Source organism: Methanoculleus sp. UBA291 (genome assembly GCF_002499755.1).
Taxonomy (GTDB): Archaea; Halobacteriota; Methanomicrobia; order Methanomicrobiales; family Methanoculleaceae; genus Methanoculleus; species Methanoculleus palmolei.
Map to the genome: position 1 here is coordinate 1 of NZ_DANC01000047.1, position 22,640 is coordinate 22,640.

Consider the following 22,640-nt stretch of genomic DNA (forward strand, 5'->3'; position numbering starts at 1 on the left):
CCGTAGACCGCCTGCCCGAAGCTGATGCACCCGTCTCCGAGGGGATAGTCACGGTTGATGATGAACTCCAGCCCGGCAGCCCGGACCTCGTCCCGGATCGTCTCCCGGATCGCCCGGTTGTAGGCCACGCCGCCCGAGAGCGCCACCCGGGGGGTCCCCCGCTCCTCCGCCGCCCGGACAGCCATCGCGGCGACGCCCCGGGCGAGGTTGTACTGGAAGGACGCGGCGATGCTTTCGGTCCGTTCCCCGGCGGCGTACCGCCGGTATGCCTCCGCTATGAGCGAACGGGTCGAGAGGACCTCGCAGCCGTCGCTGCCGTGCAGGAAGTCGAGGTCCCAGGCCGACGGCTTTCCGGCGGACGCCGCCGCCTCGAGTTTCATCGCCGGTTCCCCGTCGTAGGTCCGTTCCCGGCAGATCCCGAGGAGGGCCGCAACGGCATCGAGGACCCGGCCCGTGCTTGAGGTCGCGGCGACGTTCAGCCCCCGCTCCACCTGCCGGGTAAGGGCCGATAGTTCGATCTCGCTCCAGCCCCGCGATGCGAGAAGGTCCCGGACCCCCGACGTCGGCAGGATGCCGTAGAGCATCCGCTCCGGGAACCGGGTGGCAAGGTCGCCGCCCGGCATCGGGACGACCTCGAGGTGGGCGACCCGGTCGAGGCGGGGGACCTTCCCGGCAAAGACCTCACCGCCCCAGACCGTTCCGTCGTCGCCGTATCCCACGCCGTCGATGGCGATTCCGACGCATTCCTCCCGGGTCGCTGCGGCGATGTGCGCCCGGTGGTGCTGGACGGCGAGGAGTTCCGCCCCGGTCTCTCCGGCGATCTTCCTCGCGTAGCGAGTCGAGAGGAACTGCGGGTGAAGGTCGTGGACGATCCGGTCGTATCGGGCGCCGATGAGCCCCCCTATCCTTTCGATCGTCTCCTGCAGGTAGGCGAGGGTCTGCGGGTTCCTGACGTTTCCGACGTGCGGGGACGTGATGCAGAACCCGTTCTGGTAGATGGAGATGTTTGCGTTCAGTTCCGGGCCGACACCGAGGATGCACTCATTGCCGAGATCGATTGCCGTCCGTTTCGGGGCGAGGCCCCGCGAGAGACGGATGATGCAGCCGTCCCGAACAACGGAGTCGTCGCACCGGTTGACGATCCGGCGGTCGTGCGTGAGGATGTAGTCCACCTGTTCCGAAAGCCGTTCGAGAGCGGTCGCGAGATCGGTGATCATCGGGTAGCCCGGCAGGTTCGCACTCGTCATGATGAGGAGCGGGTGGGCGAGGTTTGCAAAGAGGAGGTGGTGCAGCCCGGTATAGGGGAGCATGCACCCGACGGTATGGAGGTTGGAGATCCCCGGGTGCGACGCGGGGTCCCGCTTTGCGAGCACCACTATCGGCCGCTCCCGGGAACGGAGAATTCCCCGTTCTTCGTCCGATACAACCGCGATCCGCTCCACCTCCTCCGGGGTCGCCATCACCGCAAGAGGCTGCTCCGTCCGGCCCAGACGACGTTTCAGGGCGCCTGCCGCCTCCTCGGTGCAGGCGATATGAAATCCGCCTATCCCCCGGATGGCGACGATCGAGCCCGCATCGAGGAGGGATGCAGTTTCCCTGATGGGGTCCGCCGCTCGAAGCGGCGTTCCGTCGGCCCGAAGAAGCGTGAGGTGCGGCCCGCAGGCTGCACAGGCGATCGTCTGGGCGTGGTGGCGCCGGCACGCCGGGTGGGTGTATTCACGCTCACAGGCGGTACACATGGGAAACGGCTGCATGGTCGTACGCTCCCGGTCGTAGGGGAGGGCGTTGATGATGCTGTATCGGGGGCCGCAGTTGACGCAGGACGTGGCCCAGTAGCCTTCGTATCGCCCGCCGGGTGTGAAGATATCGGCGATGCAGTCGTCACAGGTGGCGATGTCGGGGGGGATGAAGCCGGAGAGGCATCCCGAACCGCTCTCAAGGATGGTAAACGTTTCGGGCGGACTGCCGCGCATATCCTGGACATCTATAGAATCTATCTGAGATAACGGCGTTCCTCGGGAAACAACCTCGAGAAATTCTTCGAAACGGTTTCCGAATGCATGGATTTCGACCTCGCTCCCGAGGTTTTTAACCGATCCGGTAATCCCGAATTTCCTGGCCGTTGCATAGACAAAGGGACGAAACCCGACCCCCTGAACGATGCCCCGGATGATGATGGTTCCCTGTGTACGCATTAATATTCAGCAAAAATTTATGGAGTTACACAACAATATAATAATAGGGTATCGCAGTGACGGGACATATTAAAATTCTTAACGATCCAGTGGAACTGGTTCCTCTTCTTATAACGTTCAATAATGCCGATTATAAACGGATCTACGAGCTCTTAAATAAGGCCTGGCTGACGGAGGAGGAGCTTAGGGCGTATTCGGATCCCTCGATGGTGACCGAGTGTCTTTCCATCCTCCGCAAGGGCAACTTGGTCGAAGAGCAGTGGCGGATGCCCAAGCCCGGGGAGAAGCCGACGAAGGAATACCGGGCGACATACAGCAAATTCAGGGCAAGTTTTCAGTGTTCCATGGGCGATATCGGAGACCTGTTGCATATAGCCGTCTCAAACGACGAGGGCCTCAGGGCAATTGTGGATTCGGTCGAGCAGGAGATTGCGGCCGGAACCACTTCGATCGGCGATATCTCCCGGAAATACGGGGTCAGTCCGACCTTCATCAAGGGGTTGGCGAAGAGGATTCCCGGTCTCGATGTGAAAGGACAGGGAATGGTGCTGCTTGACCGACTACACTGACGATCCCCTGTACATCATCCTGCGCAGCAAGCGGGAGGCCACCCGGTTCCAGATCCTGGTGGAGATCGCCGAACATCAGCCGGCTGTCCGCCAGCAGGAGATCGCCGAGAAACTCGGCGTGACCCCGCAGGCCGTCTCCGAGTACATCCGGGAGCTGGTGGACGAAGGGCTGGTCGCCGCTCACGGCCGGGGCCGGTATGAGGTGACGAAGAGCGGGATCGAGTGGACCCTGCGGCACGCCGAGGCGCTTGAGGCCTATGCCCGCCACGTCAATCGGGACGTCATCCAGCAGGTCGCGGTCTGGACGGCTGTCGCCCGGGAAGAGATCCGGAAGGGGGATACGGTCGGCGTCTTCATGCAGGACGGGTGGCTTTACGCGACGAAAGATGTGGAGCAGAGCGCTACCGGCAGGGCGACCATGGACGCAGAGCCCGGCGAGGACCTCGGCGTCGCCCAGTTAAACGGCATCATCGAGCACGAGGAAGGGCTCATTCATGTCTGTAAGGTGCCGCGGGTAGAGCGCGGCGGGTCCCGGCAGGTCCGGACGGACCTGCTCAGAGACGTGGTCCAGGGCGTAGAAATGGTGGCCGCCGTCGGGCTCGAGTCCTACGTCGCCCTCAAAAAAGCCGGTATCGAGCCGGATATGTTCTTCGGCTCCCGGGAGGGCGTCATCGAGGCGGCGTTCCACGGGCAGGAATGCGCCATCCTCATCGTCGATGAGGAATTTACCGATTTTCTCAAGCGACTGGAGACCGTGGGGCTCGCCTACACGATCCATGACCTGATCGCACCATGAAGGTTATCGTCCAGCCCCAGAAAGGCACGTACAAACTGCTGTTTGTCGAAGGCGGCCGCGTCGATAGTTCCGGGTTCGTCGACCTGACCGAAACCCCGAAAGGCCGTCGGCCCAAGAACTTCAAGATGCGCAGGCGGGGCAAACAACTCAAGCCCATCCCGACCCGGGACCTGATCACGTTGCTGCGCCGGTCTTCGGTGCACCTCGCGGCGAAGAGCCCGGAATTCGAATCCTTCCTTGCCGACCTTCAGATCCCCTCGTCGCGGATCAACATCTGCCGGTTCTGCCAGCTCGAAGACCGTTTTGTACCCGTCGATCCGGCGACCGGCGTCCGATACGGCGGGGAGTGGATCTGCATGGACTGCGCAAAGCGTGAGATGCGCCGGGAACTCGGCTATATCGGCAGGTTCGGCGGCTCGGTGCTCATGCACCTTGAAAAACTCCTCGTCCAGGTCCGCGACCTCGACCGGGTTCTCGCGTCGGTGGGACCCGACCGTCCCGACCGGTCGCGGGCCCTCTTTGACCGGCTCGAAGCGCACGAGGTCCAGAAGACGGCTCATATCACCGATCTGGCGCTCCCTCCTGCGTTCACGCAGGCCGCCGGTGTCGACTACCTCATGCCCGTCCAGCAGCTCGCCGTCCAGAACGGGCTCCTCGAAGGGCAGCACCTCCTCGTCGTATCCGCCACCGCGAGCGGCAAGACCTTCATCGGGGAGATGGCCGGGATGAAGAACTTCCTCGAAGGGCGGGGGCGAATGCTCTTTCTGGTCCCGCTGGTCGCGCTTGCGAACCAGAAATACCAGCGGTTCCGCGACCGTTACGGTCACCTTGTCCGAGTCACTCTCCAGGTTGGGGTGAGCCGCCTCAACCTCCCCGAGACCCGCCCGGCAGGGGACCGGGACGTCAACGCTCCCGTCGTGGTGGGAACCTACGAGGGGATCGATCACGCTCTCCGGACAGGAAGGTCGTTGAAGGACATCGGGACCGTCGTCATCGACGAGGTCCAGATGCTTGAGGACCCCGAGCGGGGCCACCGTCTCGACGGGCTGATCGCCCGGCTCAAACACGTCGCCCCCGAGGCGCAGTTCCTCTACCTCTCGGCCACAATCGGGTTCCCCGGGCTGCTTGCGGAGAAACTCCAGGCGAACCTGGTTCGCTACGCGGCCCGCCCCGTCCCGCTCGAGCGGTATCTCTACTTCTTGGAGCGGTCAAAGAAGATCGGGTTCATCAAACAGATGGTCGCCGAGGAGTACAAGGTGCGGTCGTCGAAGGGCTATCGGGGTCAGACGATCATCTTCACCAACTCCCGGGCCCGCTGTCACGTCATTGCCGATGCTCTCGGGAAGAAGGCTGCCCCATACCATGCGGGGCTGACCGCCCAGGAGCGCCGGGACGTGGAGCGCCGATTCGCGAACGGCGAGATCGCCGCCGTCGTGACTACGGCGGCGCTTGCCGCCGGCGTCGATTTCCCGGCATCCCAGGTGATCTTCGACGCTCTTGCCATGGGCATCAAGTGGCTTACCGTCCAGGAGTTTTACCAGATGATGGGCCGGGCCGGCCGGCCGGACTTCCACGACCTCGGCCGGGTGGTCATCCTCGCGGAACCCGGCGGGTCGTATTCCCGGACGTCCGGGAAGACCGAAGAAGAGGTTGCCGTCGGCCTCCTGCGGGGCGATATGGAGGAGGTCGCTCCCGAGTACGACATGGAGCAGAGCACGGAGGAGTTCGTCGCGAACGCCGTGGTCTCGGGCGGCGACGAACAGCAGGTCATCCGCATGAACCGTTCGATGGTCGGGACCCTGGAGCCCGCACTCCCCACCCTTCTCGACTACGGCCTGGTCCGACGGCGGGCCGGCCGCATCGAACTCTCCGATATGGCCCGGGTGATGGCCGAGCACTTCATCGGCGCCGAACGCCTGATCGAGATCAAGGACCTGGTCCGGCGGATGGACGACGCGGCCGAGGTCATCGCGGAACTCGAGTGTGCCGGGGAAGAAGCGCCGTAACGGTGCAAAAAAGTCTTTTTCTCAAGTTGACGGGGTGCGGCGGCCTATCGTGATCCGGGTGCCTCTCCCCTGGCGCCTTTGCGGGCGTACCCCTGCATCATCACGGCAAAAACCGCCGTTGCGAGGAGGCTTATCGCCCCGGCCACGTAAAAGACGGCGTCGATCCCGATGTAGTCCATGAAAACGCCTCCTATCAGCGGTGCGACGATCATGCCGATCCCGAAGACCGTGTTGTAGGCGCCCATCGAGGTCCCCATCCCGATGGTCCGGCCTGCATCGACCGTCAGGGCCATGATGGAAGGCTGCTGGACGGCACCCCCGACGCCCATGATGGCGGTGACCACGAGCAGGGGTCCAAGCGACCTGCAGAAGGGGATTGCGGCGAGTGCTACCGACGCTATGGTCGACCCCGCGACGATCAGAGCGACCTTGTTCCCGGTATCGGTGAGCCTCCCTACCGGCACCTGGAGGAACGCCATCAGGAAGGTGTTTACGGAGAGGACGATCCCCACTTCGAACGGGCTGATTGCGATGAACGGGGCGAAGACCGGGATGAAGACCATGATACCCCCACGGCCGAGGGCGCTGATGAGGGTGAAGACCAGGACTCCTCGCATGACCGGCAGCCTGAGAAGCTCCCGCATCGGGGCGGGTTCCACGCTCGGGAGTGCGGCCGGAGATGTTCTGGCCTCCGGGAGGGAGATGGCGACGAGGAGCGTGGCGAACGCCGAGAGACCGGCCATGACGTAGAAGACCGAGTTCATACCGAACGCGTCGTTCAGGAATCCCCCAAGCAGCGGTCCCGCCCCCAGGCCGAGGAACATCGAGATGGAGAAGTTCCCCATCTGGCTTCCTTCCCTGCCTGCTTCTGAGAAATCCGCGATGTAGGCCATGGCAATCGGGACGACCATCGCCGATGCAATTCCGTGGGCGAAGCGAACGGCCGTGAGGGAGTAGGCGCTGCCCGCGACGAGGTAGGTGAGCGAGAGGACGGCATAGGCAAACATGCCGATGAGGATGATCCGCTTCCTCCCCCGCCGGTCCGATAGCCGCCCGAAGATGGGCATGAAGACCGACCGGGAGAGCGCGAAAGCCGAGAAGATGATGCCGAGCCAGATGCCGGTCGCTCCGAGGTTCTCCGCGTAGATGGGGAGGAGCGGGCTGACGACACCGAGCCCGAGCATGGTGGCAAAGACGGAGATGAATAAGACGTTATATACTCGTCTGGCGGTATTCATTCGGGATTACACCGGGTTGGGAGTCCATGGCCGCACGATTGGTCTATGGCAGGCGTTACGCAGTTGCGGGAGAAACGGTTGGTAGTATATCTTATCTATATTATCTATAGTTAACTCGGTCGTCGGTTGGGATCACGTCCGCCGCGCGACGCAGCACCATCGGTCGTAGAGCGGGTCGCGCGCGTTTTCGAAGACCTCGACGTCCCGGCCCTCTCCTGCGCACCACTCTTCTACCCGCGCCGCCTCGGCCCGTGTGCCGACGGTGATCAGGGTTTCATCGGTGAGGGTAAGGAGCCCGGTGATTATTTCCTCCCAGAGGCCCGCGTTGTAGGAGTAGATCTCCCCGGCCATGAACAGGACGCCGAGGGGTGCCGGCGCGATGTAACGGGGCGCCTCCCGCGCGTCGATGCACATAGTGTCTTCCGGCACAAGGCGGCCCTTCGCGAGACCGAGCGCAAGAAGCTCCGGGTCGTTGTCGTAGGCAAGCGCCCGCACTCCGCCCGCCCGGAGGGCTGCGGTGCCGACGCCCGACCCACAGCAGCAGTCGAGACAGAGGGTCCCCGCACGGTCGCCCCAGACCCCGGTCACGAGTTCCCGGATCTTTCCTTCCCGGTCGGGGCGCAGGTCTTCGAGGGCGGGAGCGACGGTTGCCGAGAGTTCCCTGCTGTAATATTCGCGGATCGCCGAGAGCCACGCTTCCCGGCTTTCCTGGTAGATCTCGCCGCCGACCATCTCGAAACATTCGATGGCGGCGAGCGTCGGGTCCCGAAAGAGGAACGAGGCGGCCAGCCAGCCCTCGTCGTCGTGGAGGGCAAGCGCAAGCGGTTTCTCCTCCTCGTCGACCAGAAGGCGGGCTTCGTCCGCCCCGGTCTCGAAGAGCAGCGCCGTATGGGAGTCAATCGTCAATTCTGCAAACGACGGTTCAACCAGCCGGCACCCGTCGACCTCAAGGATATCTGCGACCTTCATGCAGATCGCCTCTCGATTTTTAAGCCCCCCGGTGCCCGGATGACCCCGTCCACGCGGGCGTCCTCGTGCAGGGTGAGGCGCTGGCAGGAGACGTTCCCGAGGATGTGTACATCCTGCTCGATCGTCACGTCGCCGCCACCCTGCACGTCGCCGTGGATGACCGACCCTCTCGCGATGCTTGCACCTTCCTTCACATGAAGGCTCCCGAAGATCGTCGTCTCCTCCCGGACCGTGATCGACCCGGCACGGATGTTCCCGTGCAGCCGGCACCCAGACCCGATGGCCATCTTCTCCGGGACCGCAAAGGTCTGCATATTGAGGACGGCGCCGGTCGGGATCATCAGCGGCGTCTCGGTGGGAGCTCCCTTCTCATCGCCGAAGAGTTTCTGGAGGACGGAGTCCAGTTCCTCTTCCTTCTCGATCCCGAGGACGGCCACCAGGTACATCATGATGTAGATGATGACCGGCATCGGGTTACGGATGGAGATCCAGCCCTTTGCCTCGAATCCGCGCTCGATCTGGACGTTGTCACCGATGTCGAGGTCGCCTTTGACGACCAGTTTGCCCTGGATCTTCACCCCCTCGCCGAGGTAGGCGTCCTCCTCCACGACAACATCGCCGCCGATCTCACACCAGTTGTCTATCCGGGCATCGCCGGCTGCAACGATGTTTCCATTGATCTTGCTGAATTCACTGACCACGACGTCTTTACCCGAGAGGCCGTAATCGATCCGGCACCGGTCGCCGATGACGATGTCCTCTCCGGTCATGAGTGTCCTCTCCTGGAGCTCGGTATGGTCCGGGAGGGTGCAGGCCTTTATCCAGTCGTGGTCTCCTGTCGGTTCCATTTATACGGTATATCTTCATGCGCCATACTTATGACTCTTATTAATTAGATCCGGGACGATCGGCATGAGATCGCCGCCGCGGATACGCTGTGGATCACCCTCCACGCACGAAACTTCGTCGAACCGGTCCGTCCTGACTCCGGGGCCCCTGATGACGACCGGCCACCTGGTTGGCGCTGTGATCTTTCGACTGAGCAGGGCAAGGTGGGAGGCATCGGAACCCGGGTGTATCCCCGAAGCAACGGAGTCCATGATCCCGCACCCCCCTCCGCGGCGATCCGGTCGGGGACCGGGGTCTTTGCGGCGCCGGGGGGTCAGTCCGTTCAGCGCTTCACAGGGACGGTCGGAGATCCCCTCCGTCCGGTACCAGAAATAACGCCTTGCGAGCAATCATCAAGAAGAGGTGAGATTGCGAGTCTGATTACTCTTCCCGGCGGGCAGGGAGGGTCCGGGTTTCCGGAGCCCTCTTTTCTTTCTGCACAGGTGCCGGGCATCGGTCGGCGTGGTGGAGCACCTCCTTCGCGATGGCGTCGCCCCGCCTGCGGCACTCCTCCCCGCGCCCGACCATGATGAGAATGTTGGTCGTTTTGATCATATCTGCCGAAAGGCACCGGATCTCCACGGCAAAGTCTTCATCAACGATTGCCCCGACATCGCATATGATGTCGTAGAGCTGGTGCGAATACCGGTCGAGCAGGGCGTTTGCAGCGGGGACCCAGGTCGCGTTATTCTCTTTTTCTTCGAGGTCCGTCCACTCCCGGTGAAACTGGACGAGCAGCCTCCTGATGATCCCCCGGGTCATCGCCTGCCGGTCTTCCGGGGGCCCCGGATCGAGTACGGCCGATTTTACTCGCTGTGCACCCGTGTCCGGCTCTTTTGCCGACATCACCTCTCCCCTCTACGCCCGGTGTATAGCCGGTCATAGAGCATATACCCTTCGTGCCGGATCTCCGGCACGAAGGAAAGAGTGGAAAATGATAAAAATTGGGGAGCGGTCGGCCTTATACGGCCGCGACCTGCTCCAGTTTGGATTTGGTGATCTCGACCCGGCGGATCGGGTAGATGGTCTTGACGACCTTGAAGACGTCCCGGGCCATGTCGCCGGAGACGATATCCTTAACCAGGGTCTCAAAGTCGCTCTCCGCCGCCCGGGCGGAGAGGGCCTGTGAGATCGCCTGCCGCACGGCGTGGACCTGGCTCTGCTCGGCCCTCGAGAGGGTGAGGCAGACGACCGTCACCCGCAGGAGCTTGCCGTCCTTGCTGATGATCGGGTGGATGGTGTCGATGCGGGATGCCCGCCGTTTGACCATCGACCGGAGGTAGTCCCGGGTCACCTCGTGCCCGACGAACTCGGTGTATGCGGCGTCGCCGGCCACGTTGTTGATCTTAAACCTCATCTTGATATGGGACTTGGAGTAGTCCTGCACGACTTCGCCGAGCGTTGCGGTCATGATCCGGCCGACCATGTTTTCGGGGTCGGCCGAGATGGTGTCGCCAATCTCAACTTTGCCGAAGGCATCGGGTACGTAGACACGGTACCACTTCTTGGCCTTCCAGCCTTCCAGCCTTCTTCCAACCTGTTTCTTCTTTGCCATGGTATCACTTCTCTTTATTCTCTCTGTTTAGCCAGAATTCACTCCGAACCTTTCCGTTGCTTCCGGGAAGCGGAGGTGCATACGTCCTCCGCTATCGCCAGATTCATGAGGTAGTCGTCCACCGAGGCGATGATCGACCGGAGTCTGGTCCCGTCGATCTCGGCCCGCACCCCCCCCTTTACCGGATACGCCCGGATCAGGGTGAGGTTATCGGGTTCGAGCGCTGCCGCCACGCATTCGGGGTGGCTGTGCGGCGTCTTGATGACGCCCTCGATCCCGGTCATGCCGGCACCTCCTTCTGGAGTTCCTGCCGGAACCGGTCCACCTGGTCGGCGCCGATCCGGGCGCCGGCTCGTCGGTGGTGCCCGCCGCCCTGGCCGCCGCAGGCCTCCGCGATCCTCCCCATCAGCGGCTCGAGATCGAGGTCGATGCCCGGAGGGCAGCGCGCCGATACGACGCAGTGATCAGCGTTCTTGCCGATGACGAAGACCGGGCCGGTCTGGACAAGGTCGTTTGCGAGCGCATCCGCGACATCGCCCGTCACCGTTCCATCGTCCACCTCGAAGAGGGCGCGGTGCTCGTCGAGACGGCGCGCCCCCTGAATGCCGACGATGACCGCCTGCCGGTGACGGGCGGCGATCTCCCAGGCTTCCCCCAGCGCGTGGGTCGAGCGGAGACAGAGCGATGCACCGATATCCCCGTGGCCTGACTTGCCGCAGGCGTCGACGACGGCGGTGAGGTTCACGGCCTCGTCGATCACCTCCCGCCCGAGGCTGTAGGTGGTGCCCCAGATCCCGCAGAGCGCTTGAAGCGACGCGTTCGGGGCGGCCGCAAGGACAACCCGGGAGAGGAGAGACTCATAGTCGACGTCGTCCTCGTCGGTGACCTGTGCGACCAGCGCCCTGGCCGTTTCGGGAACGCCCGAGAATCCGGCGAGGTACGGGTTGACGGCGAGCGCGAGTTGCTCGACGAGGCCCCTTCCCGGGAGGCGGAGGCCGCGGCGGGGTGCTATGAACCCGTTTGCAATTCCTTCGCTTGTGATATCCCGGTTCGGTCCCTCGATCTCCTGGCCGTCGCCGATGATCCCGAGGAGCGCAAGTCCCGCGAGGTCGCGGTTGTCGCCCATGCGCTGTGCGACGATGTAGGCCGTGCCGGCCGCCGAGAGGTTCCGGTCGCCGTCGATCCCTTCGAGACGCGGGTTGACGTGGTAGTCGCCCTCGAAGTGGGGCAGGTGGTGGTCCACCACCATCACGTCGCCGGGAAGGTCCGTGAGCGCTGACCCTAAGTCGCAGAGAAGCACGCTGCTGTCGCGCGGGATGTCGGCCGTGGTGATGCCCGAGCGGACCCTCAGTCTGAACCGCCCGCCCTCGCGGAACATGGCGTGGCAGAGGATGGATGCGGCGGCTATTCCATCCGCATCGTGGTGTGCGAGCACCTCCACAAACTCCTGTTCGCGCAGGTGGTCGGCGAGGCCGGCAGCAGCAGCTTCAAGCGACATGGGTTATCAGCGGGAAAGCAGGATCTCTGCCGTCTCCGGTTTGTAGGTCCAGCCTTCCGGCAGCCTTCCGGACCCGACGTAGTACTTGACCAGTCTGCGTACCTTGGATTCGGCGATCTGAAGTTGCCGGGTGTTGTGCACGTCCTTCCTGTTCTCCGCGAGATGCTTCCTCAGCCTGAGCGCTTTCTGCATCAGGTTCCGAAGGTCTTCGGGGATCTCGGATTCAAGACCCTTTTCGTGGAGGATCTCGTTTATACGCTTGCCTGTGGCGAGCTTGACGTCAGGGACGGCGTACCGGTCCCGCAATGCAAGGCCAATCTGGCTGGCTGACATGCCGTCTTTGCGGAGATCGACGATGATCTTCTCGATCTCCGTTACGTCCGTATTGGACCACTCGGGTGCTTCCTTCCGATAGGGTCGGACGGAACTACTGGTTCCACGACGCCGAGCGTACATTCTTGCCATTTATACACCTCCGTTAGATATACTATGTAAGTCCAGAAAAGAGCCGTTAACTGACTAATTTCTGTAATCCCGAGCCCTTGCGGGCAGTGCTTCCGGGAGCACGTCGGACTTACCATAGCCAGCACATATGGTGCTGTATCATGTTCTCCGGGCGGTATCTTAAGGGTATCGGGTGAAGGCTCCGATTCCCGTGCGTGAGTCCCAAAACTCATGCGAGCCCCCTGATACACCCTGGTTGGAGTTGCCGCGTCGTGAACCTCTGTTTTTTTTGGGAAAGTCACTGAACTGGAATGCGGACTCAAAACATTTTCGGGATTGTACTGACGGTGTTCCTGATCCGTTCCACACCCTCAGATGAGGCCGAAAGGAGCATGAAAACCCCGCGGACTTTCGACCGGGCACCCTCCCCGGCAAAGGGTTTTTGGGACGATTCCGGGCTAAAGCAGATCAATGGGGGTTTATTGCGGTTCAATGCGATTGTTAATGTATGGATGCGGGCCGGCCGGACCACCTGCCCGGGAGTACGTTCGCCCGGGAGCACCTTCTCTCCTGGATCATCGCTACCTCGGCTCTTTTCGCGTTCGGTACGACGGGGTACTCTCTCTTTGCAGGGCTACCCATCGTTGTCTCCCATTTCTTTTATATCCCGATAGTCCTTGCAGCCTATCTTTATCCTGACCGGGGCGTTGCGTTTGCCGGCGTGCTTGCCGCCGGCTATCTCGCGGAAGTGCTCCTCTTCACAACGGGGAGCTGGTTTGAGGTTGCATCCGCTCTCCTCCGCGCCGGGGTGTTCCTCGTCGTCGCCGCCGTCGTCTCGCACCTCTCCGGCCGCCTGCAGACACGGGAGCGCCGATACCGCGGGATCTTCGAGACATCCGGTGCGGGGGTCTTTATCTTCTCGCCCGTGACCGGGAAGATTAAGGAGATGAACCGGGGGTGCGCCGGGATGCTCGGGTATCCCGACGGCGACGTTCCGCCCCTGGAGGTGTCCGAGGTCTGGCCGGGGTATCCCGGCTCCGCCGGAGCCCTTGAGCAGACGGGGATCGAGGGTCTTGATTGCAGTCTCGTCCGCCGGGACGGGACGTCCTGCCCGGTTATCCTCTCGGCGAACCTCCTTCCCGGCCGGCAGGCTGGCTGCGCGGTGGTCACCGGGACGACGGAGCAAAAACGGATGGAGAACCGGCTCCGCCGGTCGGAGGCGACGTACCGGGTTATCCTCGACACCGTTGACGTCGGGATCGTCCTCACCGACCCGGGCAGACAGGTCGTCGAGGCGAACAAGGCGGCAATTGGGCTCTTCGGCGGAGCCGGGCGGGAGGACCTGATCGGGAGAAACCCTCTGGACCTGGTCGCCGCGAGGTATCGAGAGGCCGCCCGGGTTTACCTGGAACGGGCCCTGCGCGGGGAGATGCCCGCACCCGGAGAGTGCATGCTCTGCAGGATCGACGGGAGCGAGTGGCCTGCAGAGGTCTCGGCCACCTACCTCGCGAGAGACGGGGACGCCCCGGAACGTCAGATTCTGGTCATCCGGAACATCACCGAGCGGCGTTGGGCGGAGGAGGCGATGCGGGAAGAGAATCGACGTCTCTCCATCGTTAATGAGGTCATCGCCGCTGCCACCGCGTCCCGCCGGCTGGATGATCTCCTGCAGGCCTCACTGGCAAAAATTATCGCCTTGCTCGGGTTCGATCACGGTGCGGTCTATCTGATGCGTCCCGGAAGCGATACGGCGGTTCTCCGTGTCCTGGAGGGGGAGGGCCGGATTCTGCCGGCGGTGGTGCGGCGGGACGATCCCTTCTACCGGGACCTTGTTCTGGCCGGCGATGTGCGTTGTATCGAGGATATCCGGGCGCGGCATCCCGGTTCCTTGGTCAAGGTTCTTGTCGCGGTGCCCATCCCCGGTGATGACGGCCCGGTGGGGTGGTTTGCGGTCGGGAGCAGGACCCGGGAGACCGTCCCGGAGAGCGAGCGCCGGATCCTTCTTGCTATCGGTGAAGAGCTCGGCAGCGCGGTCGTGATGGGGATGCTCCAGGAGGACCTGGAGGGGGCGCTCGCGTCCGCCAATCGCTACCTCGACGAAGCAAATGCAGCAACGGGGGAGGTCAACCTCTACGTGGATATCCTCACCCACGATATCAACAACGCAAACACCGCAGCCATGGGCTACCTGCAGATGTTCCTTGAGTCCGCCGCCGACGAGTCGGGTGTCCTGGCCGCCAAAAAGTCGCTTGCAGCCATCTACCAGAGCAACGACATCATCCGGAACGTCTCCACGATCCGCAAGATCAAGGCCGGTTCCGTCGAACTACGGCCGGTGCAGCTTGGGCCTGTACTCCGGGAGATCCGCAACTATTACTCCGATGCCTGCATCACCTGCGAGGGAGCGGACGCGACGGTCCTCGCCGACGACCTCCTGCCCGAGATCTTTGTGAATCTGATTGGCAACGCCGTCAAGTTCGGGGGGCCGGAGGTCGAGGTTACCGTCAGCGTTAAGGAGGATGGGGGTATGGTCTCGGTGACGGTGGCCGATACCGGCCCCGGGATCCCCGATGACCTGAAGCCGCGTCTCTTTGGGCGCTACCAGCGCGGAGAGACGAAGAAAGGCGGGAAGGGCCTCGGCCTCTACATCGTCCGGACGCTTACGGAGCGGTATGGGGGGAGCGTCCGGGCAGGCGACAGGATTTTCGGGCGGCCGGAAAAGGGTGCCGCCGTTACGTTCACCCTGCGCCGCCGCCTTTCGGAGGCAGGGGACAAACGAGCCGAATATTTATCATCTCCTTAGTCAATGTATATTGGTACCTGTGCGATAGTAGTCTAGCGGTAGGACAGGGGCTTCCCAAGCCTCTAGCCCGGGTTCGATTCCCGGCTATCGCATCGGAATTATTATCCAACTCCTTCTTTCATTCTCTTGGGATAACTCGTGTAGCTGCTGTACCTGAATGGTCCCCGGCATTTTTCATGTAGCGCGCCGGGGGAGCGTACCCGGTTCATTATCCGTGGGTGTCCTCTCTCCCTTCTCCTCCGGCACCACCTCAAACCGGCAGTGGTCAAATCCCATCGAGTAGCATCGGGTCTCGATCGCCGCCGTCGGCCGCCCGTAGTGGCGGGAGAAGAGCGCCCGGAGGATGCCGGAGTCGAACGCGCACGCGGGTTTGCCGGTGACCGGGAGGTCGGCGCACTCGAAACAGTCGTAGATGAGGAGCGTTAACGGTTGCGTCCCTGTGACCTCGACCCGACCGAGGTGGTGTTCGTCCCAGAATCGGGCGATATTCGTGCAAAATTGTCCGGTCTCCGGGTCGGCGAGCGCTGGATAGAGTTCCGCCCCGACCCGCTCCCCGGCCTGGGTGAGGAGCGGGTCGAGGAGGATCCCCTCCTGCATAAGCGAGACCCGGATCGTCCGGAAGGTCAGTTTGTAGAACACGAAAGGGTCGCCCGCCCCTGTCCGGTAGTACGCCCCCGCATAGGCGGCGAGGTTGCCGGCCACCCGTTCCTCCGATGAGACGCTCGCGACGAGGTTGCCGGAAAGGAAGAAGACTTTCCGTCTTGCATCCTCCGGATCGGTCCGTGACCCGACCACGCCTGCCGCCGCGAGTTCCTGGAGATGCACCGAGACTGTCGACTTCGCCCGTCCGGCGAGGGCGACGAGGTCGTCGAATGTGCACTCACGTTCCCTGAGTGCCGAGAGGATCGCACGCCGCACCGGATTCTCGACCGCCCGTATCCCGCCCGGCGTCGAGTACAGGTCTATTTCACTGTCCGGCTTCGGCCGGCCGGCTCTCCCTTTGCCGGTCATTACCTGCTCCATAGATCAGGATCGAAAGGAAGATATATCAAATGTTCGGATATAGTAGAATGTTCGTTGAAAGCAGAACGACTTGAGGGATAAAAAATGATGGCTACGAAACTCGCCCCCGGCGTCCACTGGGTCGGGGCAATCGACTGGAACCTTCGGGAGTATCACGGCTACACCCTCCCGGGAACGACCTACAACGCCTATCTCGTTCAGGGTGAGAAGACGGCGCTCATAGACGGCGCCTACCATGGGTTCGAGGAAGAGGTCCTCGGCCGGATCGAGTCTGTCTCCGACCCCGTTAAGATCGACTACATTGTTGTGAATCACATCGAGATGGACCACTCCGGCACCCTGCCCGCGTTCGTGCGGCAGATGCCCGGTATCCCGATCTACTGCACGGAGCGGGCGAAGGCCGGCCTTGCCCGCCACTACGATACGACAGGCTGGAACATCCGGGTTGTCAAGACCGGCGACACCCTCGACCTCGGCGGCAAGACGCTCATCTTCCTTGAAGCGCCGATGCTCCACTGGCCCGACTCGATGTTCACCTACCTTGCCGAGGATGCCATTCTCTTCCCGAACGACGCCTTCGGGCAGCACGTTGCAAGCGCCGCCCGGTTCGACGACCAGCTCGGGAAGGACGTGGCGATGGCCCACGCACAGAAGTTCTTCGCGAACCTGATCATCCCGCTCGCACCGAAGGTCTTAAAGAAGCTCGACGAGGTCGGAAAACTCGGCATCGAGATCAAGATGGTCGCGCCGAGCCACGGCGTTATCTGGCGGTCGCATGCCGGGGACATTCTCAAGGCTTACACCGACTGGAGCAGGGGCGTCTCGAAGGATAAGGTCACAATCGTCTACGACACCATGCACAACTCAACCACGATGATGGCCCGGGCTATCGCCGAGGGCGTCATGGCCGAAGGGGCTGACGTCAAGGTCTGCCTCCTCCGGGACGGCCGCTACGAGGGGACGCACCGGAGCGACGTCGTCACGGATGTGCTCGACTCAAAGGCGGTCCTCATCGGGTCGCCGACACTCCAGGACGAGGTTCTCCCCACGGTGGCAGGGTTCCTCAGCTACCTCCGGGGACTGCGGCCGGGGCGCCTTACGGCAAAGAAGATCGGGTGTGCGTTCGGATCGCACGGCGGCATGGGCGGCGCGGTCGCCCAGGCCGAAGAGGCACTGAAGGCAGCCGGGATCGAGGTGATCGAAGGCGGGTTCCAGGTGAACTACCGCCCGGATGCCGGCGAACTCGCCCGGTGTTACGAGCTCGGGCGGAAGGTGGCGCGGGAGATCCGGACCCGGTAACGCCGGGGCTCCTTGCACCGCCTCTCTCTGGCAATACCCCGGGCAGATCGTCCGGATATCTCTCCTGTGAGGTATCCGGACTCATATCCCTTTTTCGCATCCGGTCATGCCGGTGCAGCAAACCCCCGCCTCACCCGGGCGAACGCCGCCAGCGCTCCGACCTGCATCACCACCAGGAACCCGACAACGAGCGGTATGGCGACCGTGTAAGCCCAGCCGATGAAGGCGCTCCCGACAAACCAGGCTGCCCCATAGACTGTATTGAATATTCCGTATGCCGTCCCGCGCTTGCTGATATGGGTGTAGTCCGCGACGGCGGCCCGGAGAAGTGTCTCCTGCGCACCCATTGCCGCACCCCAGAGCACCACGGCGACAAAGGCGAGGGCGCGGTCAGTTCCGAAGGCGAGGAAGGGGATGCCGATGGCAAGCAGCGGCACGGAGAGGAGGGTGACGAGCCCGAACCGGTCGTATGTGCGCCCGATCGCGAGGGCGGCGACGGCATCGACACCCATGGCAACAGCGTAGATGAGCGGGATCTCTGCTTCGGAGACCGTGCCGGTGACGGCGAAGTGATAGGCGATGATCGGGAACGCCGCGAACCCGGCCATGGTCAGCGCAGTGAAGACGCCGTAAGGGAGCAGAGATCCCGGGAGAGTATTGACTCTATGGGTCGGGCGGCTGTCCTCAAACAACGCCGGTTCGGGCATCCGGCGCCGGGCGAAGAACAGGGTGAGGAGCATCAGCGCGAACGGGACGGTAAGGAGGGCAAACCCGTTCCGGTAATCTCCCCGGGCAAGGAATACGGCGGTAAAGATCAGCGGCCCGATAATCGCCCCGATCTGGTCGAGGACCTCGTGCACGGCAAACCCCCAGCCCCGGCCGACCGTCGCCGTCGCGTTTGCGAGGATGGCGTCCCGTACGGGCACCCGGATGCCTTTACCTACCCGCTCGAGGATGAGGAAGAGCGCGGCGGCCTCCCAGGATCCGGCGAGCGCGAGGAGCGGGACCGCAGCGAGCATCCCATAGCCGATGAACGTGATCGCCCAGTAGTGCCGTGTGGTGTCTGCCAGGTACCCGGAAACCAGGCGGAGGGCGTAACCGAGGAACTCTCCAAGACCCGCGACCACCCCGACGGCGAGAGCACCGGCGCCGAGGTGGTGGAGGTACGGACCGGAGACGCTCCGCGCCCCTTCGTAAATGATGTCTCCAAAAAGGCTCACGATGCCGAAGAGGATTATCACGGCATAGGCTGCCCGATGTCTGCCGTCCATTGAGAGTAATTTTCCGTTCGTCGCCCATAGGCCTTTCTAACAGCGGGACAGGACCCTGCTCTTCTCCGCCTCCCCGGAGGATACCGTTTTTAATCTCGGTGTCTCTCTCCCTGCCATGATCTTTCCGTTCAGGACGGTCGACGGCGCCCTGACGCTGCGGGATCACCCGGAAGAAGGCGGATGGGTCCATGTGCTGGCCCCGTCCGACGAGGAGAAAGAATACCTTATCCGGGAGCACGGTATCCCCCGGGACTGTATCGAAGAGGCCCTCGATCCGGATGCGCTGGCCCGGGCGAGGAAACTGGATGGTTCCCTCTCTATTGTCTTGCTCTGTTCCCGCTCCGGTGCAGAGCAGTCGGTGCCGTTTGTGACGCAACCGCTCGGCATCGTGCTCCGGGAGAAGATGATCGTCACGATCTGCTCTCGCGATCCGGAATTAATCTTCGACCTCCTTTTGGAAGATGCGTATGCGGTCCCCACCTACGAGAGACACAGGTTTTGTCTGATGATTTTGCTGCAAAACGCCCGGATATTCAAGGTGCATCTGGGAGAGATCCGGGAGCGGGGTGTACTCGATGAGGAGGTGCTCACGCGAGCTCTCACCGGGACGGGGCTGATCGATCTCCTGGACGGCGAGCGGAGCCTCGCGTACTTCGTCTCCGCTCTAGGGTCCAATCAGGAGATGGTTGAGGCGCTCCGGAGTTCGAGGTACCTTGAGCCGGAGGATCGGGACCTGCTGGAGGACGTTGTCCATAGGAACAGAGAGAGCCTCACCGTTGCCAACACCACCGCAAAACTCCACAACGACCTCATCGGTGGGTTTACGTCTCTGGTCTCGCTGAACCTCAATAACCTCGTCCGGACCCTGACGGAGATCACCATTGCGCTCTCCGTCCCGGCCATCATCGGCGCTCTCTGGGGGATGGAAGTATCCCTCCCGCTTAAAGAGCATTCTCTTGCATTCTGGGTCATTCTCAGCCTGATGGGCGTTCTCGCGGTGGCGACCTTCGTGATCATCAGGGCGGGCGAGCTGCTCGATCCCGCCAGGCACAGGAGATGATGTCCGCTCGAAAAATCGGTCCCGGTTCTGCCCGGGTGCGGTTGCCATACCGAAAACCTATAACCCTTATGAGACCCAAATCTAACAATTAGCGCTATATGACCGAATTTTTCCTGTCCACCAGGCAATCGGAGAGCACCCGGATCTCCGGCAGGGGAGGATCATGACCAGCAGCGATGCCGATCTGTATGCCCTCTCGATCATCACCGAGAACCGGGCAGGGGTGTTACGCGATGTGGCCACGGTGATGGCGAATTACCAGGCCAATATCCAGATGATCCAGCAGTCGATCATCACCACCGGTTCGAACGTCGGGAGGGCCTACCTCTACTTTGAGTTCGAGGAGTGCGGAGACCACGGCGAACTCGTCGCCGACCTTGCGCGGGTTCCGTCCGTCGTCGACGTCACGATCTACCCGCCGTTCTCCCGGATATTCGGCACAAGGGTGATCATCATCGGCGGGGGTGCGCAGGTGGCGCAGGTGGCGCTCGGTGCTGTAAACGAGGCGGACCGCCACAACATCCGCGGCGAGCGGATATCGGTGGACACGATCCCCCTCGTCGGGGAGCAGAACCTGACGCTTGCCGTGGATGCGGTGGCCCGGCTCCCCCGGGCGTCGATCCTGGTGCTCGCCGGGTCGCTGATGGGCGGCGAGGTCTCGCGGGCCGTGGACCGGGTCCGGCAGGCGGGCATCCCGGTGATCGCTCTCAAGATGGCCGGGAGCGTTCCGCAGCATGCCGACCTGGTCGTGACCGATCCCATCCAGGCCGGTGTTTTTGCCGTGATGCACGTCAGCGGCAAAGGAGTCTTTGATATCAACCGCGTACGTGGGCGTGAGTTCTGATGGATCCGATAGATATGGCAGTCAGGGTGCTCTCGCGGGACGGGCTCGTCGTCTATCCCACCGAGACGGTCTATGGTCTCGGGGCGGACGCCCTCTCGGAGGATGCGGTGATGCGGGTCTACGAGGCTAAGAACCGTCCGGTGGGAAAACCAGTATCGGTCGCAGTCTCGGATATGGAGATGCTTTCGGCTGTTGCAGTGGTGGACGAGGCCGCGCGGGCCTTCATCGAGCGGTTCCTGCCCGGTCCGGTGACGGTGATTCTGCCGGCGAAGTCCTGTCTGCCGGCTGTCCTCACCGGCGGCACAGGCCTTGTCGGCATCCGGTGGCCCGATCACGCGCTCGCTCTTGCGATCATCGCGCGGCTCGACGCTCCCATCACTGCCACCAGCGCGAACATCTCGGGGGATGTCCCGCCAACCCGGCCCGAAGAAGTCTCCGTGCCCCATGACTATCTGGTTGACGGCGGAGAACTTCCCGGAACACCGAGCACGGTGGTTGACCTCCCTGCCCGGCGCATCCTGCGGGAGGGCGCGGAATATGAAGCAGTGAAGGCGTTTCTGGAAACGTTAGGGTGAACCATGCGGCCGATACGACTTCGTGATTTCATCGAGGACCGCGAGGGTTGTCTTTATGCGGTCTCGAATTACGACAACGACGACCGGATCGGGTGTATCCTCCGCTACGTCCCCGATGATGGCGGGGAGCGAACGAGCCTCTCCGGCCGACGGTATCGGAAATATGACTTTGCCGAGTCTTTTGCCTGGATCCGGGAGCATAAGCCGGAGTACCTGGACTCGGTCCACCGGGTGCCCCGCTCTGATGTGGTGCGGGTGTATAAACCGGAAGAGGAGATCGGCAAGGTGGCGGCCCGGAACGCCCGGGTGCGGAGGCTCCTCTCCCATTTCGACCTCCCGCCGGGTTCGTTCGGGTGCACGGGCTCGCTCCTCTGCGGCCTGGACAACGCCGCTTCCGATATCGATCTGGTGGTCTATGGCGACGCCTGGTTTGCCGCTCAGCGTCAGCTCCGGCATCTTGTGGGGGCGGGGGTGATCCCGGGGATGAGCACCGCGATGTGGCGGAAGGTCTACGAGAAGAGGGTCCCGGAGATATCGTTTGACACCTTTGTCCTGCACGAGCAGCGGAAGTGGAACCGGGGGGAGTTCGAGGGGACCTACTTCGACCTCCTCTACACCCGGGCCTACGGGAACCTGGATGCGGTCCCTGCCGGCAAGGGGAAGGTGGTCGGCCGGACGACGATCGAGGCCACGGTCACCGATGCCTCCCTCTCCTTCGACAGCCCGGCGGTCTACGCCGTGGCCCACGGTGAGATCTCCCGGGTGCTCTCCTTCACTCATACCTACGCGGGGCAGGCGCTTGCAGGGGAGGTCATCGAGGCCCGGGGTGTCGTGGAGGAGCACGGCGACGAGCGGTGGCTGATCGTCGGCACGACTCGCGAGGCGAAGGGGGAGTACATCGTCTCAAAGACGCTGCTTGAGAACGCGGGGTAGTCAGAAGAGGTCCGAGAGCCGTCGCGGACCGGTCGTGCACCGCTCGGAGTGGGGGCAGCCGTCGCATGGCGCTCTGAGGGGCCGCGGCGGGATATCGCCCGCGACGACCCGTTTTGCCGCCCGGATCGCCCTGATCATCTCCCTGCGGTCGCGGGGCTGGGGCTCGACGAACCGGCAGGTCCCGCTTGCGACATACTCGACGTAGCCGCCGGTGACGGCGCGCCCGAGTGTCTCCCGGAGACAGGCGACGTAACAGGCAACCCGGAGGCGGTCGGTGCCATAGACCCCGGCTTTCGGGGCGGTGCTCGACCGGGTGACGGCGAACGTGCCGTCGGAAAAGACCTTGTCTATCCTCCCCCGGATGCCGAGGAGGTCGGACTCGACGGCAAGGTCGGTCTGGACCGGCGTCTGCCAGGCCGTCTCCCGGCAGGCGGCGACGCACTCGTCGAGGAATTCCCGGGCTTCCGGGGGAGCATCGGGGAGAACACAGAGAACTTCCTGCCAGATCCGCTCCGCTTCAAGGGGTTCTCCAAGGTGCATGGAGACCTGTTTGCAGACGGTGTAGCGGGGTGGTTCCTCCCGCTCTTCCGACCGCTCGAAGTAGTAGCGCCGGGGGCAGATGTGACAGGCGACGACGCCGGATACCGGGATATACTCGTTCATGCGCAATCGGT

The 22,640-nt window shown here is 63.0% G+C and carries 22 protein-coding genes and 1 tRNA gene; 10 read left to right on the top strand and 13 right to left on the bottom strand.

From position 1 onward, the window contains the following. The coding region (gene hypF, locus BP737_RS11535; RefSeq protein ID WP_342686203.1) for a carbamoyltransferase HypF at positions 1-2,195 on the bottom strand (2,195 nt) is incomplete at its 3' end. Between the two features lie 56 nt (positions 2,196-2,251). On the opposite strand from hypF, the gene BP737_RS11540 reads away from it, so the two are divergent. The 3 genes from BP737_RS11540 to BP737_RS11550 are packed head-to-tail and all read left to right on the top strand — an operon-like array spanning position 2,252 to position 5,566. Next, positions 2,252-2,764, top strand: a complete 513-nt coding sequence (locus BP737_RS11540; protein WP_292409361.1) for an ArsR family transcriptional regulator — start codon at positions 2,252-2,254, stop codon at positions 2,762-2,764. Next, complete coding sequence (locus tag BP737_RS11545) at positions 2,748-3,560, top strand: MarR family transcriptional regulator (protein WP_292409359.1); 813 nt, start codon at positions 2,748-2,750, stop codon at positions 3,558-3,560. Before BP737_RS11540 ends, BP737_RS11545 begins: the two co-directional genes overlap by 17 nt. Beyond that, the gene (locus tag BP737_RS11550) at positions 3,557-5,566 is read left to right on the top strand and encodes a DEAD/DEAH box helicase (protein ID WP_292409357.1); all 2,010 of its coding nucleotides are present in this window, start codon (positions 3,557-3,559) and stop codon (positions 5,564-5,566) included. Before BP737_RS11545 ends, BP737_RS11550 begins: the two co-directional genes overlap by 4 nt. A gap of 44 nt (positions 5,567-5,610) precedes the next feature. Here BP737_RS11550 and BP737_RS11555 read toward each other — a convergent pair whose 3' ends face one another. The 9 genes from BP737_RS11555 to BP737_RS11590 form a co-directional block, all read right to left on the bottom strand. Next, on the bottom strand, positions 5,611-6,804 hold the full coding sequence (locus tag BP737_RS11555) for an MFS transporter (RefSeq protein WP_292409355.1): 1,194 nt from the start codon (positions 6,802-6,804) through the stop codon (positions 5,611-5,613). A gap of 132 nt (positions 6,805-6,936) precedes the next feature. After that, a complete protein-coding gene (locus BP737_RS11560; RefSeq protein ID WP_292409353.1) occupies positions 6,937-7,773 on the bottom strand; it encodes a hypothetical protein in 837 nt (278 codons plus the stop codon). Next, entirely contained in the window at positions 7,770-8,621 is an 852-nt protein-coding gene (locus BP737_RS11565) for a polymer-forming cytoskeletal protein (RefSeq protein ID WP_292409351.1), read from the bottom strand. Before BP737_RS11565 ends, BP737_RS11560 begins: the two co-directional genes overlap by 4 nt. Before the next feature lie 15 nt (positions 8,622-8,636). After that, complete coding sequence (locus BP737_RS14810; RefSeq protein ID WP_394339206.1) at positions 8,637-8,873, bottom strand: hypothetical protein; 237 nt, start codon at positions 8,871-8,873, stop codon at positions 8,637-8,639. A gap of 169 nt (positions 8,874-9,042) precedes the next feature. Further along, a complete protein-coding gene (locus BP737_RS11570) occupies positions 9,043-9,507 on the bottom strand; it encodes a hypothetical protein (RefSeq protein ID WP_292409350.1) in 465 nt (154 codons plus the stop codon). A 115-nt stretch (positions 9,508-9,622) separates the two neighbouring features. Next, positions 9,623-10,216 carry a 30S ribosomal protein S3ae gene (locus BP737_RS11575; protein ID WP_292409348.1) on the bottom strand — a complete coding sequence of 198 codons (594 nt, stop codon included), beginning with the start codon at positions 10,214-10,216 and terminating at the stop codon, positions 9,623-9,625. 38 nt (positions 10,217-10,254) lie between these two features. Continuing rightward, a complete protein-coding gene (locus BP737_RS11580; RefSeq protein WP_292409346.1) occupies positions 10,255-10,500 on the bottom strand; it encodes a KEOPS complex subunit Pcc1 in 246 nt (81 codons plus the stop codon). Then, the gene (locus BP737_RS11585; RefSeq protein WP_292409344.1) at positions 10,497-11,714 is read right to left on the bottom strand and encodes a DHHA1 domain-containing protein; all 1,218 of its coding nucleotides are present in this window, start codon (positions 11,712-11,714) and stop codon (positions 10,497-10,499) included. Before BP737_RS11585 ends, BP737_RS11580 begins: the two co-directional genes overlap by 4 nt. Positions 11,715-11,720: 6 nt before the next feature. Further along, positions 11,721-12,179 (bottom strand): 30S ribosomal protein S15, encoded by a 459-nt coding sequence (locus BP737_RS11590; protein ID WP_292409342.1) that lies wholly within the window; start codon positions 12,177-12,179, stop codon positions 11,721-11,723. Positions 12,180-12,666: 487 nt separating this feature from the next. On the opposite strand from BP737_RS11590, the gene BP737_RS11595 reads away from it, so the two are divergent. Both BP737_RS11595 and BP737_RS11600 read left to right on the top strand, forming a co-directional pair. Next, positions 12,667-14,961, top strand: coding sequence for an ATP-binding protein (locus tag BP737_RS11595; RefSeq protein ID WP_292409340.1), 2,295 nt, complete (start codon positions 12,667-12,669; stop codon positions 14,959-14,961). Between the two features lie 21 nt (positions 14,962-14,982). After that, a tRNA-Gly gene (locus BP737_RS11600) sits at positions 14,983-15,053 on the top strand. 82 nt (positions 15,054-15,135) lie between these two features. Here BP737_RS11600 and BP737_RS11605 read toward each other — a convergent pair. Next, on the bottom strand, positions 15,136-15,984 hold the full coding sequence (locus BP737_RS11605; protein ID WP_292409338.1) for a V4R domain-containing protein: 849 nt from the start codon (positions 15,982-15,984) through the stop codon (positions 15,136-15,138). Between the two features lie 84 nt (positions 15,985-16,068). Here BP737_RS11605 and BP737_RS11610 point away from each other — a divergent pair, with 84 nt between their 5' ends. Next, positions 16,069-17,283 (top strand): FprA family A-type flavoprotein, encoded by a 1,215-nt coding sequence (locus BP737_RS11610; protein WP_292409336.1) that lies wholly within the window; start codon positions 16,069-16,071, stop codon positions 17,281-17,283. A 104-nt stretch (positions 17,284-17,387) separates the two neighbouring features. Here the strand turns inward: BP737_RS11610 and BP737_RS11615 are convergent, their stop codons facing one another. After that, the gene (locus BP737_RS11615) at positions 17,388-18,554 is read right to left on the bottom strand and encodes an MFS transporter (RefSeq protein WP_342686204.1); all 1,167 of its coding nucleotides are present in this window, start codon (positions 18,552-18,554) and stop codon (positions 17,388-17,390) included. Between the two features lie 115 nt (positions 18,555-18,669). Here BP737_RS11615 and BP737_RS11620 point away from each other — a divergent pair, with 115 nt between their 5' ends. From BP737_RS11620 to BP737_RS11635, 4 genes are all read left to right on the top strand, one after another. Beyond that, positions 18,670-19,614 carry a magnesium transporter CorA family protein gene (locus tag BP737_RS11620; protein ID WP_292409332.1) on the top strand — a complete coding sequence of 315 codons (945 nt, stop codon included), beginning with the start codon at positions 18,670-18,672 and terminating at the stop codon, positions 19,612-19,614. A 163-nt stretch (positions 19,615-19,777) separates the two neighbouring features. Then, the gene (locus BP737_RS11625) at positions 19,778-20,458 is read left to right on the top strand and encodes a DUF5612 domain-containing protein (RefSeq protein ID WP_292409330.1); all 681 of its coding nucleotides are present in this window, start codon (positions 19,778-19,780) and stop codon (positions 20,456-20,458) included. Beyond that, positions 20,458-21,033: an L-threonylcarbamoyladenylate synthase gene (locus tag BP737_RS11630; protein WP_292409328.1), complete on the top strand. Its 576-nt coding sequence runs from the start codon at positions 20,458-20,460 to the stop codon at positions 21,031-21,033. Before BP737_RS11625 ends, BP737_RS11630 begins: the two co-directional genes overlap by 1 nt. A gap of 3 nt (positions 21,034-21,036) precedes the next feature. Beyond that, positions 21,037-21,966, top strand: a complete 930-nt coding sequence (locus BP737_RS11635; protein WP_292409326.1) for a DNA polymerase subunit beta — start codon at positions 21,037-21,039, stop codon at positions 21,964-21,966. Here the strand turns inward: BP737_RS11635 and BP737_RS11640 are convergent, their stop codons facing one another. Beyond that, positions 21,967-22,629: a CRISPR-associated protein Cas4 gene (locus BP737_RS11640; protein ID WP_292409324.1), complete on the bottom strand. Its 663-nt coding sequence runs from the start codon at positions 22,627-22,629 to the stop codon at positions 21,967-21,969. Between the last annotated feature and the right edge of the window lie 11 nt (positions 22,630-22,640).

Coding starts and splice junctions, on each gene's coding strand:
- BP737_RS11550 (WP_292409357.1), top strand. CDS start 3,557: ATGAAGGTTATCGTCCAGCCCCAGAAAGGCACGTACAAACTGCTGTTT.
- BP737_RS11555 (WP_292409355.1), bottom strand. CDS start 6,804: ATGAATACCGCCAGACGAGTATATAACGTCTTATTCATCTCCGTCTTT.
- BP737_RS11560 (WP_292409353.1), bottom strand. CDS start 7,773: ATGAAGGTCGCAGATATCCTTGAGGTCGACGGGTGCCGGCTGGTTGAA.
- BP737_RS11565 (WP_292409351.1), bottom strand. CDS start 8,621: ATGGAACCGACAGGAGACCACGACTGGATAAAGGCCTGCACCCTCCCG.
- BP737_RS14810 (WP_394339206.1), bottom strand. CDS start 8,873: ATGGACTCCGTTGCTTCGGGGATACACCCGGGTTCCGATGCCTCCCAC.
- BP737_RS11570 (WP_292409350.1), bottom strand. CDS start 9,507: ATGTCGGCAAAAGAGCCGGACACGGGTGCACAGCGAGTAAAATCGGCC.
- BP737_RS11575 (WP_292409348.1), bottom strand. CDS start 10,216: ATGGCAAAGAAGAAACAGGTTGGAAGAAGGCTGGAAGGCTGGAAGGCC.
- BP737_RS11580 (WP_292409346.1), bottom strand. CDS start 10,500: ATGACCGGGATCGAGGGCGTCATCAAGACGCCGCACAGCCACCCCGAA.
- BP737_RS11585 (WP_292409344.1), bottom strand. CDS start 11,714: ATGTCGCTTGAAGCTGCTGCTGCCGGCCTCGCCGACCACCTGCGCGAA.
- BP737_RS11590 (WP_292409342.1), bottom strand. CDS start 12,179: ATGGCAAGAATGTACGCTCGGCGTCGTGGAACCAGTAGTTCCGTCCGA.
- BP737_RS11595 (WP_292409340.1), top strand. CDS start 12,667: ATGGATGCGGGCCGGCCGGACCACCTGCCCGGGAGTACGTTCGCCCGG.
- BP737_RS11605 (WP_292409338.1), bottom strand. CDS start 15,984: ATGGAGCAGGTAATGACCGGCAAAGGGAGAGCCGGCCGGCCGAAGCCG.
- BP737_RS11610 (WP_292409336.1), top strand. CDS start 16,069: ATGATGGCTACGAAACTCGCCCCCGGCGTCCACTGGGTCGGGGCAATC.
- BP737_RS11615 (WP_342686204.1), bottom strand. CDS start 18,554: ATGGACGGCAGACATCGGGCAGCCTATGCCGTGATAATCCTCTTCGGC.
- BP737_RS11620 (WP_292409332.1), top strand. CDS start 18,670: ATGATCTTTCCGTTCAGGACGGTCGACGGCGCCCTGACGCTGCGGGAT.
- BP737_RS11625 (WP_292409330.1), top strand. CDS start 19,778: ATGACCAGCAGCGATGCCGATCTGTATGCCCTCTCGATCATCACCGAG.
- BP737_RS11630 (WP_292409328.1), top strand. CDS start 20,458: ATGGATCCGATAGATATGGCAGTCAGGGTGCTCTCGCGGGACGGGCTC.
- BP737_RS11635 (WP_292409326.1), top strand. CDS start 21,037: ATGCGGCCGATACGACTTCGTGATTTCATCGAGGACCGCGAGGGTTGT.
- BP737_RS11640 (WP_292409324.1), bottom strand. CDS start 22,629: ATGAACGAGTATATCCCGGTATCCGGCGTCGTCGCCTGTCACATCTGC.